We start from the raw sequence: 15,452 nt of genomic DNA on the forward strand, positions 1-15,452 counted from the left end.
CTTGCATAAAAATTTACATTATTCCGATATATAAATATTACTTTTGCATTAAGAAAAAATAAAAATGAAAATTACCTTACTTGCTTTTACATTATTATTAAGCCTCCACCTTTTTAGTCAAAATAATTATACGATTAGTGGCAACATTAAAGACAGCGAAACAGGGGAGGATATCATTGGAGCACAAATCACCATTAAAGAAATGGAAGGGAAAGGTGCCATTACTAATGTTTACGGTTTCTATTCCTTGACCCTTCCAGAGGGGAAATACACAGTCAACTATCGCTTTATTGGTTACAAAACTACCACCATAAAAGTTGAACTAAACCAGAACATAAGAAAAGATTTAGAATTAGGTGTATCTGCGGAAATGCTAAACACCGTAGAAGTTACAGCAGAAAAATTAGGGGAAAATTTAAAGACAACAGAAATGGGTGTCGATAAAATTAACGTGAAGGATATTGAAAGTATTCCTGTTTTATTTGGAGAAAAAGATATTTTAAAAACCATGCAATTATTACCAGGCGTTAAATCAGCAGGTGAAGGAAATTCTGGTTTTTATGTTAGAGGGGGTGGCTCAGACCAAAACTTAATTCTATTAGATGAAGCACCTGTTTACAATGCTTCCCACTTACTTGGTTTTTTCTCCGTCTTTAATTCAGATGCTTTAAAAGATGTAAAATTATACAAGGGCGCAGCTCCCGCAGAATTTGGTGGTAGACTTTCTTCTGTAATGGACATTAAAATGAAAGAGGGTAATTCTAAAAAATTAGCAGCAAGTGGCGGTATTGGATTAATATCAAGCAGACTTACCTTAGAAGCGCCGATTGTAAAAGACAAAGGTTCCTTTATTATTTCTGGAAGAAGAACCTATGTCGACCAATTTTTAAGGTTTTCAAACAACGACAGGTTAGACGGTGCTGGACTATTCTTTTATGATTTAAATGCAAAAGCTAATTATAGAATCTCGAATAAAGATAGAATTTTTATTTCTGGTTATTTAGGTAGAGATCAATTCAAATTTGGGGAACAACTTTCTTTCGACTGGGGGAATTTAACTTCAACTGTGCGTTGGAATCACATTTACAGTCCGAAACTATTTGGCAATGCAACCTTTATTTTTAGTAAATACAATTACGTGATTGGCATTGGAGAAGGTAATGGGAAAATTGAATTAGGTTCTCAAATACAAGATTTTAATTTTAAAAAAGACTTCGATTATTATTTAAATTCAAACCACACTTTAAAGTTTGGCGCCAATATCATTCACCACACTTTTGAACCTGGAGATATTAATATAGGAGAAGATTTAGGATTTACAATTGATGACATTCCAGTAAAACATAGTGTTGAATCTGCACTATACGTTTCAGATGATCACAAAATTGGAAAGAGACTTAATTTAACTTATGGATTGCGCTATTCTAATTTCACTCAAATTGGACCTGGTGAAACTTATGCTTTCGACGAGGAAGGAAATGTTACGGAAACAACTACCTATCAAACCAATGAAAAAGTAGTAGCATATAACGGTTTGTCGCCTCGTTTTGGTGTGAACCTTATACTAAATGAAAAAAGTTCATTAAAAGCAGGATATTCTCGTACTTACCAATATATGCATTTAATATCCAACTCAACCAGTGCAACACCTACTGACATTTGGTTGCCTTCAAGTAACATTATAAAACCACAAGTAGCGGATCAAGTATCCTTAGGCTATTTTAGAAACTTTAGAAAAAACACCATTGAATTTTCTGCTGAAACCTATTACAAATCGTTCCAAAATGTGATTGATTATAGAGATGGTGCAGAGGTAACTTTAAACCCAAATGTAGAGGCAGAATTATTATTTGGAATTGGAAGGGCATATGGTCTAGAGCTACTCTTAAAAAAGAAAACAGGTAAATTTACAGGATGGGTAAGTTATACCCTATCTAAAACGGAAAATCAAATTGAAGGCATTAACAATGGAGATTGGTTTTCAGCTAAACAAGACCGGACACATGATATATCAGTAGTTTTAATGTATAATCTAAATGAAAGGCTAAACTTTTCTGGTTCTTGGGTATACTATACGGGTAATGCGGTTACTTTTCCAAGTGGAAAATATGAAATAGATGGTCAAGTCATTAACCAATATACAGAAAGAAATGGTTACAGGATGCCAAACTACCACAGAATGGACTTGGGGATTACCTTATATAATAAAAAGACCAAAATAGTAAAAGACATAGATAATAAAAGCGTTACCGTTAAAAAGAAATTTCAGTCGAATTGGAATTTTTCCGTATATAACGTTTATGGTAGAGAAAATGCTTACTCGATTACTTTTGGAACCAATGCGGAAACGGGACTAACAGAAGCAACAAAATTAGCTTTGTTTAAAATTATACCATCTATAACTTACAATTTTAATTTTTAAAAAAATGAAAAAAGTATTTACATTCTTACTAATCATCACTGCCTTTTTACAAATAAGCTGTGAAGAAGTCATAGATATTCCATTAAACGACGCAGCTCAAAAAATAGTTGTAGAAGCATTTACTTCTAATATTGAAGGTAGAAGCTATGTCAAACTAACCAAATCAAGTACAGTTTATACCAATAATAATTTTGAAAAAATATCGGGTGCTTCTGTAATCATTACCGATCAAAATGGTATTAATTCAGTTTTTCTAGAAGACTCTACAGAAAAAGGTTTATATCTTTTTCCAAGTTTTAAAGTAGAAAACAACATGACGTACGACCTAAAAATAAATGCAGATGGAGAGGAAATTACTGGCACTGCAACGAGTTCATTTACGCCTTCTCTTGATTTAATTATGGGGGCACCAATTAGTCTATTACCAGATACATTAACCCAAGGTTTAGAATTTTTTGATCCTAGTACTCGTTTAATTCTATACTTATTTTCTGACCCAATACCTACTGGAGATAATTATCGAATTATTGCCTATATAAATGGCGAAAAAGATAACAATTATTACATCACCAATGACTTAATTGGTTCTGGAGAACAATTTGGTGGTGTATTATTTGGGGCAGATGTAGATTCTGCAGATGTAGTTCATGTAGAACTGTTAACCATGGATAATGCCAATTATGATTATTTCTATTCTTTAGTGAATAATACTGGTACGGGGCCTTTTGCGGCTACACCGTCTAACCCTGTTTCCAATTTGACCAATAATGCTTTAGGTTATTTTGGTGCCTATTTAATGGACACAACCTCATTTGTTGTATTCTAAAAAATCTTAAAAGCAACTTAGATTTTATCACAATTTAAAATCAAACCATTTTTTATTTTTACTTTAGTGCACGTTAACCATGGCTAAATCAATCCAAAAACAAAAAAACGGCTTAAAAACCGCCTACGCTTCTACCATTATTGGTATTGTACTGGTATTAGCTGTTCTAGGAATTAGTGCTTGGTTGGTCTTGGGAGTTAATGCCTTAAAGGACCAGAAGGTGGAAGAGCTAGAGGTGGATTTATTTTTCAACAACAACGTTAATGAATTAGAATTAAAGCAAATTGAAGCAGAATTAATGGCACAACCATATATTCAAAAAGCTTTTTACCGTTCTGCAGATGAAGCATGGGAAATTACAAAAACCATAGTTGGTGACACTGCCTTAAATATTATTGGGAATGAAAACCCACTTAATCAATCTATAATCATTAACTTAAAAAAAGAATATGTAGTACTAGATAGTATGCTCCATATTGAACAAATTTTACTCCAAAAATACCCAGGTCAAATAAAAGAAGTTTCTTATCGAGCAGCCGCATTTACTGATATCAATGGTGGCTTAAAGAAATTTGTGTATTTTATTTTATTTGTCGCCGCCCTTTTACTTGTTGTTGCCATTGCCTTAATTAATAATACCATTCGACTTGCCCTTTACTCAAAAAGGTTTATCATTAAAACCATGCAATTGGTAGGTGCTACCCCTCGCTTTATTAGAAGACCATTTATTTGGCAAGCAGTTTGGCAAGGGCTACTCTCCGGTATTATTGCAGGTGGAATGGTATTTGGATTCTTAATGTTATTAGAACAATTTATCCCAAATGTCATTTATTTGACAGATATCAACTTATTTTTTATAGTTTTGGGAGGAATTATTGCATTAGGGATGTTGATAACAGTAGTTTCAACTAGTATCGCGCTAAGAAAATATTTAAGGTTGTCTTTAGACAACTTATACGGATAAAAATAAAAGAATGGAAAAAGAGAATTTTGTATTTGGTAAAGACAATAAATTATACATCATCATTGGGTTTTGTATCACATTATTAGGTTTCTTATTAATGATGGGTGGAGGATCTGAAGACCCAACCGTGTTTAATGAAGAAGAACTTTTCAGTCCAATTAGAATTACAGTTGCACCTTTCCTAGTAATTTTAGGTTATGTAGGCGTATTGTATGGCATCATGAAAAAGAAGAAAAATAAATAATTTTCATGTCAATTATTGAAGCGATTATCCTTGGAATTATCCAAGGATTAACAGAGTTTTTGCCTGTTAGTAGCAGTGGCCATTTAGAATTAGCCAAATTTATCATGGGCGACGAATCATTGCCCAAAGAAAGTATGATGATGACGGTAGTTTTGCATTTCGCAACCGCATTAAGTACCGTAGTGATTTTCCGAAAAGAAATCACCCAAATTATTAAGGGACTTTTTGCCTTCAAATGGAACGAAGAGCTTAAATTCTCCCTGAAAATCATTATTTCTATGCTTCCTGCAGCTATTGTTGGGATATTATTTAACGAAGAATTAGAGACCTTTTTTTCAGGTAAAATTCTATTAGTAGGGGTAATGCTTATACTTACTGGTGTTTTACTTTTAATGGCAGATCGTGCAAAACACACCGATAAAAATGTTAGTTTTTCAAGTGCATTAATTATTGGTATTTCACAAGCCATTGCCATATTACCGGGTCTTTCTCGTTCCGGGTCTACCATTTCAACCTCCGTGTTACTTGGTATCGATCGAGAAAAGTCGGCCAGGTTTTCATTTTTAATGGTAGTACCTTTAATTTTTGGGAAAATTGCCAAAGATTTAATGAGTGATGAATTTGTAACCACTTCTTTAAATTATACTAACCTAAGTATTGGTTTTATTGCAGCATTTTTAACCGGACTAGTCGCTTGTACATGGATGATTAAATTGGTGAAAAAATCTAAACTTTCTTACTTTTCAATTTACTGTTTTGTCATTGGAACGGTAGCCATTGTTTACACTTTACTTTAATAAATGAGTGATCAAAAAAAATTCGATTTTAAAGCAGGAGAATTACTACTTGTTGACAAACCATTAACTTGGACTTCATTTCAAGTTGTCAATAAATTACGTTGGAAAATTCGTAATAAAATTAATGTGAAAAAAATTAAAGTCGGTCATGCGGGAACACTTGATCCTTTAGCAACTGGTTTATTAATATTATGCACTGGCAAAAAAACCAAAGAAATTGAATCCTTTATGGGCATGGAGAAAACCTATTCAGGTTCTATCACATTAGGTGCTACTCGCCCATCTTACGACTTGGAGACTGAAATAGACGCTACTTTTCCTACGGAACACTTGACTTCAGAAAAAATTATAGCAATGGCAAATCGTTTTGTTGGAGAACAAGACCAAATGCCACCAATTTTTTCAGCAAAAAAAATCAATGGAGAAAAGGCCTACGACTTGGCAAGAAAAGGGGAAGAAGTTATTTTAAAACCAAAAAGAATCACCATCTCAAAGTTTGAAATCACTAAAATTGAAAACAATACCGTTTACTTTATCATCACTTGCTCCAAGGGAACTTACATCCGTTCGATTGCATATGATTTTGGTAAAGCACTTGAAACAGGCGGATACCTTTCGAGTTTAAGAAGAGAAAAAATTGGTGAATTTGATGTCAAAAATGCCATGGATATTGATGCTTGGTTAACTCATATTGAACAATGTGAAGTTGAAGAAAATATCAATTAATTATTAACTAAAGCATTAAGTTTTTATATTTGTGTTAAATCGTTTTAAAAACTTTTTATGTTATGAAAATTTGTCAAGTCTGTCAGAAAGAATTTGAAGGTCGATCCAACCAAAAATTTTGTGGAATGAAATGTAAAAATCAACACCACAACGAAGAAAACAAACACAAAGAACAACAAGTCAATAAAATTAATCGCTCCCTGCATAAAAACTGGACGACTTTACAGAAAGTTTTTGCAATTTATAGAAGCGCACCCATTCAAAAAGATATATTACTTGCCCACGGGTTTGATGACAAATACCATACACACGTGCATGTTAGTCCGAATGGAGAAAGTTACAAGATGGTCTACGATATGGCCTACAAACCATATTTTGACAATCAAGTACAAATAGTTAAATTAGAAGACTAAAATATATTTATGAAGATATTCACTATAGGTATGATCCTTTTTATTGGATTAAATTTGCAGGCACAAACCGATAAAAAAATAATCAACCAAGAGACATACGATTTGTGGAAATCGATTAAAAATGAGCATTGGAGTCCAGACGGGCAATTAATCACCTACGAAATAAATCCTGCAAAAGGAGATGGGTATTTATTTATCCAATCGACAGAAACCCTTGAAAAAGATTCTATACTCAAAGGTAAAAATGCAAAAATACATTACTTAAATAAATATGTGGTTTTTAATATCACTCCGGGTTACGACACCCTTCGTACATTAAAATTAGAAAAAACAAAAAAAGAGAAAATGCCAAAAGATACTTTAGGTATTTTTTGGATAGGTAAAGATTCATTAATGACTATACCCAAAGTAAAATCTTACCGCTTAGCAGCAGAAGGTGATTGGATGGCGTATTTAAGTGAAACGGATGAAAGAGCAGATTGTCCTACGTATAAAAAGTGGCAAATCATTAAAAAGAGAAGAAAGTGCGAGAAGGAAAAAACAGCAGGTTCCACTTTGCACCTATTAAACCCGTTAACTTCATCAGAAATAGTTATTGATAAAGTAATGGACTACAAATTCAATAAATCTGGTAACTTTCTAATCTATTCCATTAGTCAAAAAGGAAAATCAGATAGTTTAACCATAATGAGTTTAAACCTTCAAAATACCAAATATGACACCTTACTTAAAAATCAATTGGAGATTAAAGATTTAACTTTTGATGAAGCGGGAACACAAATGGTGTTTTTAAACACCATTGACACAAATAAAATTAAAACGTTTCAATTGCGTTATTTTAAATTGGGAGACACAACGACAACAGTAATTGCAGACACTTTATTTCCAGGCATGAATGCTGGGTGGTCGGTTTCAGCAAACCAAACGCCTTACTTTTCAAATAATGGTAGAACTATTTATTTTGGAACAAATATCCAAATTGAACAAGAAGAAGAGGACACCCTATTGAGCAATGAAAAAGCGAAAGTAGATGTATGGTCTTGGACAGATAAAAAGGTACAACCACAACAATTAAAAGAATTACGATATTCGAAGAATAGTGCTTTCTTGACAAAAATTAACCTCGATACAAAAAAAATAATTCACCTAACAGAAAGTGAATATGATCAAATTAATATCAATACAAAAGCAAATGCTTCCTTTGCCTTGGTGAGAAATGACGAAAGTCAACGTTTAGCAAACTCTTGGGAATTCCCTTGGCCTTCTGATTATTTTTTACTGAATCTTGACAATGGTGACTGTAATTTAATGCTGAACAACCAAGGTTACTACCCAAGCCTTTCTCCTAAATCCGACTATCTAGTTTGGTATAATGGGAACGATTCCGTTTGGTATAGCACAGATACTAGAACCCAAACAGTAAAACCATTAACAAATAAATTAGATGATATTTTTTATTCTGACAACAATGGGTCACCATTTAACCCTTATCCAGAAGGCAATAGTGGCTGGGTGTTAAAAGACGGAAAGGAACAAATAATTATTGAAAGTGAAAATGATTTATGGTTGGTTGATCCGAGTAATCATTTAAAAGCAGTTTGCATTACAGGAAACAAAGGCAAGCAAGAACAAATCAAATACTCCATATCAAGTTGGGACCGTGATTCTGCTTACATAGATTTGACCAGAGCATTTATAAAAGGAGTGGACAAGGAAAGTAAAGATGAATTTGTAACCAATATTAATCATGCCATTCAAGGTAATAAGTATTTAAATGGACCACACAAATTTTACTATGTGGTAAAGGCAAAAAAATCGGATAAGGTATTTTATCGTAAAATGACTGTCTCTCAATATCCCGATCTTTTTGTAACAGATTTATCCTTTAAGGATTCGAAACAATTATCGCACACCAATCCACAACAGCAAAATTATAATTGGGCAACAGTAGAACAAGTACAATGGAAAAGTTATAAAGGACTAGAATTAGATGGCTTATTATATAAACCAGAAGACTTTGATTCCACTAAAAACTATCCAATGATTGTTTATTTCTATGAGAAGTATGACGACCGTTTACATAATTATTATGCCCCTCGACCAACTGCATCCATAGTTCACCCGACCGAATATGCAAGTAATGGGTATTTAGTTTTTATTCCAAACATTTTATATACACCAGGTCACCCAGCCAAATCGGCTTATGATTGTATTTTAAGCGGAACCGATTATTTAACCGATAAATACAGTTGGATTGACACGAATAAATTAGGATTACAAGGGCAAAGTTGGGGTGGTTATCAAACAGCACAATTGGTTACTATGACAGACAAATATGCTTGTGGCATGGCTGGAGCACCCGTAAGTAACATGTTTTCTGCATATGGCGGAATACGTTGGGGGTCTGGAATGAGTAGAGCATTTCAATACGAAAGAACACAAAGTAGAATTGGCTGTACCATTTGGGAGTGCCCTGAATTATACATTGAAAACTCACCAATTTTTGGATTACCAAATGTACATACCCCTTTGTTAATTATGCACAACGATAAAGATGGAGCAGTTCCTTGGTACCAAGGAATAGAAATGTTTATGGGCTTAAGAAGATTAGAAAAACCAGTTTGGCTACTGAATTATAATGGAGATGGACACAATTTGATGCAAAATGCAAACCGAGAAGACCTGAGTAAAAGAATGATGCAATTTTTTGATTTCTATTTAAAAGGTGAAGCTATGCCTTTATGGATGAAAAATGGCGTTCCAGCATTAGAAAAAGGTAATCCATCTAATTTAGAATTAGAAAAATTGGAATTGGATTAATTTTACTAACTTTATAGAGAATTATGAATTGGAGAACCATTGTATTTATTGGCTTGCTTTTTACTACAAGCTTTGGCTTTGGTCAGAGTACGGTTGTTATTCCTAATGTTTTTACGCCAAACTATGATGGCGTAAATGATGTTTTTGAAGTGGATGCAACCGGTTACGAAGCACTTACCTGTCAGGTTTATAACAGACATGGTAGTCTAGTTTATCGTTACTTTGGTCTTAAAGGAAATTGGGATGGGCATACACATGCTGGTGTACCTTGTGTAGATGGTGTATATTTTGTAGTTATTGAATTGACACTACCGGACGGTTCCAAGGAAGTAGTGAGTGGCAATGTTCAATTACTTAAGTGATATAATATTCATTTAATACGCCAATCCCCTATTGCTTTATAACAAGCACTCTTTTTTCCCAACCCCTTCCGGAAACAAAAATGACGGAAATATTGTACAATCTTCAAGCATTTTAATGGACCAAACATTTTTTCCATTGGCATTTGTATAGATAGTATCGCATAATCACCACCACAACTTCGTTTACTTAAAACTATTAAGTGTTGATTTGACATGTTTTATATTTTTTTTAAGTAGAAATTAAAAAAAAAATTTTTTAACACCCACCCCTAAGGTTGATTTTTCACGTGTTAACTCAAACAATAAAAATTAATATTATGAAAACAATTAAACTCTTTTTAACTTTTGCACTGCTTGGAATATTCCAAATGGCAAGTGCACAAACAGATGTATTGGTTACAGGATCTTTACTCAACACTAACTCAGCTGCAATTAATGTAAACCTCAACTTTTATGATGGTACATTTGCAACTAGCACTACTGTTACTACAGATGTTAATGGATACTATTCTCACATATTTCCTGGTACAGCGTCGAGTGTTGGAACAGTAGAATTAATTGTTCATGATTGTAACAATGACTCAATTCTTGATACACAAGCATACAATGTTTCCTTAGGTGATACTTTAGTAAATTTTGCAACTTATGATTATTGTCCAAGTGTAACACCTCCACCAACAACAGCAAACGTTTATGCTTCTGGAAATTTAATCAATACAAACTCTGCAGGAATCAATGTTTCACTTGTTCTTTTGGATGTTAATGGAAATACAATGAATGCTACCGCTGTAACAAATGCAAACGGTGACTACTCACATACCTTTGTTACATCATTAACAAGTCAAGGTACCGTATACATGCAAGTGCAAGATTGTAATTCTGATTCTATTTTTGAAACAAAAGCATATGATTTAAACGTGAATGATAGTATAGTTATTTTTACTACGGCTGACTACTGTCCAGTAGTAATACCTCCAACAAATTGTTATGCTTATTTTACGGTTGATCAAGCATTAGATGCTAACGGAGTAGCAATTGGAAATCAATTAATTGTAACTGATAGTTCCGCAACAACAGGAACTGGTAATTTAACTTACACTTGGAATTTTGGTGACGGTACTACAGGAACAGGTTCAACACTTACTCATGCTTACAGTGGAAATGGACCATATGTTTTATGTTTAACTATTGCTGATGGTTTTGGCTGTACAGCATCATATTGTGATACAATTAGCGTTGATTCTTTAGGGATGATAGAAGCGGAAGGTTTTACCCTAAACATAGGTGTAGAGGTGACTTTAGAAGTTGAGAAAACTGATTTTTCTTCAGCTGTAAATATCTATCCAAACCCAGCTGTGAATTTCATTAATATTGAATTCAATACAGGTGCGCAAACTCTAAACAAAATTACAATGATTGATTTATCAGGAAAAGTAGTGTTTGAAGAAAACAATAATAACGCTTCCAATAACAAAACAACTATTAGTACCGAAGGAATTGCACCAGGAACTTACTTAATTCAAATGCAATTTAACAATGAATTATACCATCAAAAAGTGATTATAAAATAACCCTTACGTTTTTGGGACATTTATTTTGAATAAAATCACAACGCCTAGATATTTATTATCTGGGCGTTTTTTTATAAAAATTTTTAATTATTTCTCTTTGCTTAATTCACTAAATATCATTAAATTGACCTATATTTAAAAATTAATTTAAAATATTTTACTTTAACACCCACCCCTTTATTCAATTTATTACGTGTTAACTAAAACAGCAAAAAATTAACGCTATGAAAACAATAAAACTCTTTTTAACTTTTGCTCTGATTGGGGTATTTCAATTAGCTTACGCACAAACAGATATAATTGTATCAGGACAATTACTCAATGTTAGCACGGCACCATTTAATGTAGTAACCCTCAACTTTTATGATGGTACATTTGCAACTAGCTCTTCCGCAAATACTGATATTAATGGATATTATTCTCACACCTTTCCCGGCACATTAACAAGTGCAGGAACTGTTGAATTAATCGTTCATGATTGTAACAATGACACCATTTTCGAAACAAAAGCATACAATGTATCTACAGGAGATACTTTAGTTAACTTTACTACATTTGACTATTGTCCTACTACCAATCCTCCAGCGACGAGTAATGTATATGCTTCAGGAAACCTAACTAACACCAACTCAGTAGCAATCAGCGTTTTGCTTTCTCTTGTTGATGTTAATGGAAATACAATGAACGCTACCGCTATAACAAATACCAATGGCGACTATGCGCAAACATTTTCCACCACTACAACAAGTCAAGGTACCGTTTATATGCAAGTGTTAGATTGCAATGCAGATTCCATTTATGAAACTAAAGCATATGATTTAAACGTAAATGACAGTCTTGTTACTTTTACAACAGCCGACTATTGTCCTGCTATAACACCGCCAGTAATGGCAATATATGCATCTGGACAATTAACAAATACAGCCTCGGCAGGAATCAATGTATCGCTTGAACTTATGGATGGCGGAAATACAACAAGTGTTACTGTTGTTACAGATGCCAATGGCGACTATTCACATATATTCTATCCTTCAACCACTCAAGGCACAGTTTATATGCAAGTACAAGATTGCAATGCGGATTCCATTTTTGAAACAAAACCATTTGACTATACCACTAATGACACCTTAGTTAATTTCACTACTTTTGATTACTGTCCAGTTACAGTGCCTACTACTTGTCAAGCATACTTTACAGTTGCACAAGCGACTGGACCAAATGGGGGGACTATAGCTGGATCAGTACAGGTAACTGATGGCTCAACTGCATCCAACCCTGCTAATTTAACTTATACTTGGTATTTTGGTGATGGCAGTCCGAACGGTGTTGGCACAGCATTAACGCACAATTACCCTTTAAACGGACCATACGCACTATGTTTAACCATTAATGATGGCTTAGGATGTATTAGCTCGCATTGTGATACCATTAGTGTTGACGCTTCGGGCTTGTTAGAAAGTGAAGGTTTTACATTGTATATAGGTACGGAGGTCTTAGCAGTAGAAAAAACGAATTTTTCTTCAGCTGTCAGTATTTATCCAAACCCTGCAAGTGATTTTATCCATATTGAATACAACACAGGAAACAAGGCATTAAATAGCGTGACCATGTATGATTTAACGGGAAAAGTAGTTTTCGAAAATAACTCCAATAATGGGTCTGCTCATAAAATGACTATAAATACTGAAAATATTGAGACTGGTACTTACTTAATTAAGATGTTATTTGATGATGAAATATATAATCAAAAAATAATAATAAAATAAACTTTCATGTGATGAGACGATAGTAATTAAACAATCGTCTTATGTAATATATAGTGATACTTGATCCAAAATTATTAAAACGTCTTAAAAAGTTAGACAAAAAAGCACAACTACTATTTTATAGGCAGTGTTTTAACACACTTATGTCTATATGCGTTAGATACACAAATAATAAGGATGATGCAGCCATATTTGTAAATGAAGCATTTTTAAAAATAATAACCAATATTGATAAAATAGATATTGATAAACCATTAGATCCTTGGATGCGAAAAATAGCTGTAAACTGTATTATTGATCACTTTAGAAAAGAAAAAAAAGAAATCAACATTAGATTAGAAGATAACGCCTATGAAGAAATTGGTGTAGAAAATGAAATAGAACAATTGATAGAGCAGGAATTTATTGAAGACATACTAAGTCAACTTCCTCCTAAGACAAAACTAGTATTGAATCTTCATTATAGAGAAGGATATTCACATAAAGAAATTGCTGATAAATTAAACATCAGCTTAGAGACTTCGAAATGGCATGTAAAATCTGCCCGAAGACAATTAAGAAAAACAAAGATTGCCAATTGAAAGAAGAGGACGACATAGCGAATTTTATAAATAACTCCCAAGTTGAGTCTTTTGATATTAAGCAAGAATGGCTCGATAACATGAGTACACAATTAGATGCTTACAATGCTGAAAAGGCAGCAGTAACGCGTAAAAAATGGTGGTTTACATTACTTTTAATTCCAGTGATTATTTTTCCAGTTTTTTGGTTAAGTGACACGAAGGTTGAACATTCACCTACCATTACCACTCAAGAGACTAATAATACAGTATTAATTGAAAAATCTTTAAATGACCATGCCTTCAAAAAAAGTAACGCTTCAACACCAATCCCAAATGACCATACATCAGATTTAACTTTCGAAAAAACTGCCATTACAAACTTAGACAAGGCAATACCACCAGTAGAAAAATCAAATAATAACACCCTAAATCCAGCAGCTAATAAGCAGGTAAGTAAGGCGAAAAACAAGGCCATAAAAAACAAAAAACAACTCAATCCTCAGCCTAAATCATCAGGGAAAATTGCAGTTAAACCAATGTTGAACCACAATTCAAAATCTGATCAAATAGCTTCAAAAAAGAAAACACTTGACTCAGAAGATCAATTGATTACTCAAAAAGACAACGTAGAAGTTGACCCTGTTGTTGACAATACTTTTAACCCAGCGCTTCAGAATTTACCTGATGCGCCTAGCACAGTAGATTCAACATCTAGCCCAAGTAAAACAGAACAGCAGTATCAAGATTCGAATCCTGTACCAAATGTAGTTGAGTACGATAGCGAAAAGGCAGAAACACCAATAGAAACAGCCGAACAATTCGCAACTAATCCAGAAATTAAAACAGCTGCAGATACTTCCATATTATGGGAAACCCAAGCAATAGCGCCAGCAGCATTAGACTCTACATACCCCGCTGAAATCGAGGAACAAAACACTGACTCAGTGATAGCAATAGCGGCTGATATTAAAATTGAAGGAGACGATTACAAAAAACCAAAATTATGGATGATTGGTCTTACTTTAGGACCAGACTTATTAAGTAAGCAATTAACCACAAGCAGCGAATTACAAAACTTTGAACAAAAGAAAACAGAGGAATTAATTGATAATACTTGGGGGTTTGATTTTGAAATCAATAGACATTTAACACCATGGCTGGTTGTTGGAACAGGAATCGGTTTTAAAAAATATCAAGAAGTCAATTCCTACGGTACAGAAACTTTTATCACTATTGACACCACTTATGTAATTGAAGATATTAGTTTCATGTATAAGGACAGTACCATTGCAGATTCGGTATTAATTCCTAACTTTTTAACGGTAGCTAAAACAAGCAAAGACTCGGTTGTAGATGACTCTAAACAAGTAGCGAATGGAACTGTATCAAGCTCCTACATTCAAATACCTATTAATGTGCAATTGATATTTTTGAACAAGAAAAAATTTAACGCATATACCAACCTGGGGCTTACGGCTGGCTTATTGACAAACAATAGCGGACTTGTTGTGGATTATAACACAAACGAAATAGTGAATTATACTACCAGAAAAATGATTTTTAGCAGTTCAGTCGGTCTAGGCGTAAACTATAATTTAATTGGTCCACTCGACTTTAAACTCTACGGTGCTTATCGATTTAATTTAACCAATTTCAGTCTAACACCAAATGTTGAAAAAAGGTACAATGGCTATCAGTTTAGAACAGGTCTTGTTTTTCACTTTTAAGATAAAAGACATTAAATTATAGACTTATAATTAAAAAAAAGTGAATAGTTTGCTTTGTACATTTAATGCTAAGCCTTGCATATTAATTTCAAGAACAAATTTTAGGTTATCCAAAATATCTATAGCCGAATAAGTATTATGCCATCAACTTATTTTCCATTAAGCGGGAATACACGAAGCTACCTGTACAGGAACTATTTTTCTTCGCTGTTCTCTTTACTTGCTCAGATAAATAAATCATTTATTTGCAT

Annotated in this window: 13 protein-coding genes; all 13 read left to right on the top strand. The window is 33.4% G+C overall.

Annotated features, from left to right (window positions below; all coding sequences use genetic code 11):
* The first annotated feature begins 64 nt into the window (after positions 1–64).
* The 13 genes from DNU06_RS03115 (at position 65) to DNU06_RS03180 (ending at position 15,201) form a co-directional block, all read left to right on the top strand.
* The gene (locus DNU06_RS03115; protein ID WP_111061736.1) at positions 65–2,422 is read left to right on the top strand and encodes a TonB-dependent receptor; all 2,358 of its coding nucleotides are present in this window, start codon (positions 65–67) and stop codon (positions 2,420–2,422) included.
* A gap of 4 nt (positions 2,423–2,426) precedes the next feature.
* Positions 2,427–3,248 (top strand): DUF4249 family protein, encoded by an 822-nt coding sequence (locus tag DNU06_RS03120; protein ID WP_111061737.1) that lies wholly within the window; start codon positions 2,427–2,429, stop codon positions 3,246–3,248.
* A gap of 79 nt (positions 3,249–3,327) precedes the next feature.
* Positions 3,328–4,212 (top strand): cell division protein FtsX, encoded by an 885-nt coding sequence (locus tag DNU06_RS03125; protein ID WP_111061738.1) that lies wholly within the window; start codon positions 3,328–3,330, stop codon positions 4,210–4,212.
* Positions 4,213–4,222: 10 nt separating this feature from the next.
* Positions 4,223–4,456, top strand: a complete 234-nt coding sequence (locus DNU06_RS03130) for a DUF3098 domain-containing protein (RefSeq protein ID WP_111061739.1) — start codon at positions 4,223–4,225, stop codon at positions 4,454–4,456.
* Positions 4,457–4,461: 5 nt separating this feature from the next.
* Positions 4,462–5,253: an undecaprenyl-diphosphate phosphatase gene (locus DNU06_RS03135; protein WP_111061740.1), complete on the top strand. Its 792-nt coding sequence runs from the start codon at positions 4,462–4,464 to the stop codon at positions 5,251–5,253.
* A gap of 3 nt (positions 5,254–5,256) precedes the next feature.
* Positions 5,257–5,979, top strand: coding sequence for a tRNA pseudouridine(55) synthase TruB (truB, locus tag DNU06_RS03140; RefSeq protein WP_111061741.1), 723 nt, complete (start codon positions 5,257–5,259; stop codon positions 5,977–5,979).
* 62 nt (positions 5,980–6,041) lie between these two features.
* On the top strand, positions 6,042–6,392 hold the full coding sequence (locus tag DNU06_RS03145) for a hypothetical protein (protein ID WP_111061742.1): 351 nt from the start codon (positions 6,042–6,044) through the stop codon (positions 6,390–6,392).
* Positions 6,393–6,401: 9 nt separating this feature from the next.
* Positions 6,402–9,212, top strand: a complete 2,811-nt coding sequence (locus tag DNU06_RS03150) for an alpha/beta hydrolase family protein (RefSeq protein ID WP_111061743.1) — start codon at positions 6,402–6,404, stop codon at positions 9,210–9,212.
* A gap of 23 nt (positions 9,213–9,235) precedes the next feature.
* Positions 9,236–9,574, top strand: a complete 339-nt coding sequence (locus tag DNU06_RS03155) for a T9SS type B sorting domain-containing protein (RefSeq protein ID WP_111061744.1) — start codon at positions 9,236–9,238, stop codon at positions 9,572–9,574.
* A gap of 317 nt (positions 9,575–9,891) precedes the next feature.
* Complete coding sequence (locus DNU06_RS03165) at positions 9,892–11,145, top strand: T9SS type A sorting domain-containing protein (RefSeq protein WP_111061746.1); 1,254 nt, start codon at positions 9,892–9,894, stop codon at positions 11,143–11,145.
* Positions 11,146–11,369: 224 nt separating this feature from the next.
* Positions 11,370–12,911 (top strand): T9SS type A sorting domain-containing protein, encoded by a 1,542-nt coding sequence (locus DNU06_RS03170; RefSeq protein ID WP_111061747.1) that lies wholly within the window; start codon positions 11,370–11,372, stop codon positions 12,909–12,911.
* A 53-nt stretch (positions 12,912–12,964) separates the two neighbouring features.
* Complete coding sequence (locus tag DNU06_RS03175) at positions 12,965–13,492, top strand: RNA polymerase sigma factor (protein ID WP_262510035.1); 528 nt, start codon at positions 12,965–12,967, stop codon at positions 13,490–13,492.
* The gene (locus DNU06_RS03180; RefSeq protein ID WP_111061749.1) at positions 13,489–15,201 is read left to right on the top strand and encodes a porin family protein; all 1,713 of its coding nucleotides are present in this window, start codon (positions 13,489–13,491) and stop codon (positions 15,199–15,201) included. Before DNU06_RS03175 ends, DNU06_RS03180 begins: the two co-directional genes overlap by 4 nt.
* The last annotated feature ends 251 nt before the right edge of the window (positions 15,202–15,452 follow it).

The sequence above is a fragment of the Putridiphycobacter roseus genome (genome assembly GCF_003234935.1).
Classification (GTDB): domain Bacteria; phylum Bacteroidota; class Bacteroidia; order Flavobacteriales_D; family Crocinitomicaceae; genus Putridiphycobacter; species Putridiphycobacter roseus.

What these genes read in the sequence shown, in the direction of transcription:
- DNU06_RS03115 (WP_111061736.1), top strand. Translation starts at nt 65, where the DNA reads ATGAAAATTACCTTACTTGCTTTTACATTATTATTAAGCCTCCACCTT.
- DNU06_RS03120 (WP_111061737.1), top strand. Translation starts at nt 2,427, where the DNA reads ATGAAAAAAGTATTTACATTCTTACTAATCATCACTGCCTTTTTACAA.
- DNU06_RS03125 (WP_111061738.1), top strand. Translation starts at nt 3,328, where the DNA reads ATGGCTAAATCAATCCAAAAACAAAAAAACGGCTTAAAAACCGCCTAC.
- DNU06_RS03130 (WP_111061739.1), top strand. Translation starts at nt 4,223, where the DNA reads ATGGAAAAAGAGAATTTTGTATTTGGTAAAGACAATAAATTATACATC.
- DNU06_RS03135 (WP_111061740.1), top strand. Translation starts at nt 4,462, where the DNA reads ATGTCAATTATTGAAGCGATTATCCTTGGAATTATCCAAGGATTAACA.
- truB (WP_111061741.1), top strand. Translation starts at nt 5,257, where the DNA reads ATGAGTGATCAAAAAAAATTCGATTTTAAAGCAGGAGAATTACTACTT.
- DNU06_RS03145 (WP_111061742.1), top strand. Translation starts at nt 6,042, where the DNA reads ATGAAAATTTGTCAAGTCTGTCAGAAAGAATTTGAAGGTCGATCCAAC.
- DNU06_RS03150 (WP_111061743.1), top strand. Translation starts at nt 6,402, where the DNA reads ATGAAGATATTCACTATAGGTATGATCCTTTTTATTGGATTAAATTTG.
- DNU06_RS03155 (WP_111061744.1), top strand. Translation starts at nt 9,236, where the DNA reads ATGAATTGGAGAACCATTGTATTTATTGGCTTGCTTTTTACTACAAGC.
- DNU06_RS03165 (WP_111061746.1), top strand. Translation starts at nt 9,892, where the DNA reads ATGAAAACAATTAAACTCTTTTTAACTTTTGCACTGCTTGGAATATTC.
- DNU06_RS03170 (WP_111061747.1), top strand. Translation starts at nt 11,370, where the DNA reads ATGAAAACAATAAAACTCTTTTTAACTTTTGCTCTGATTGGGGTATTT.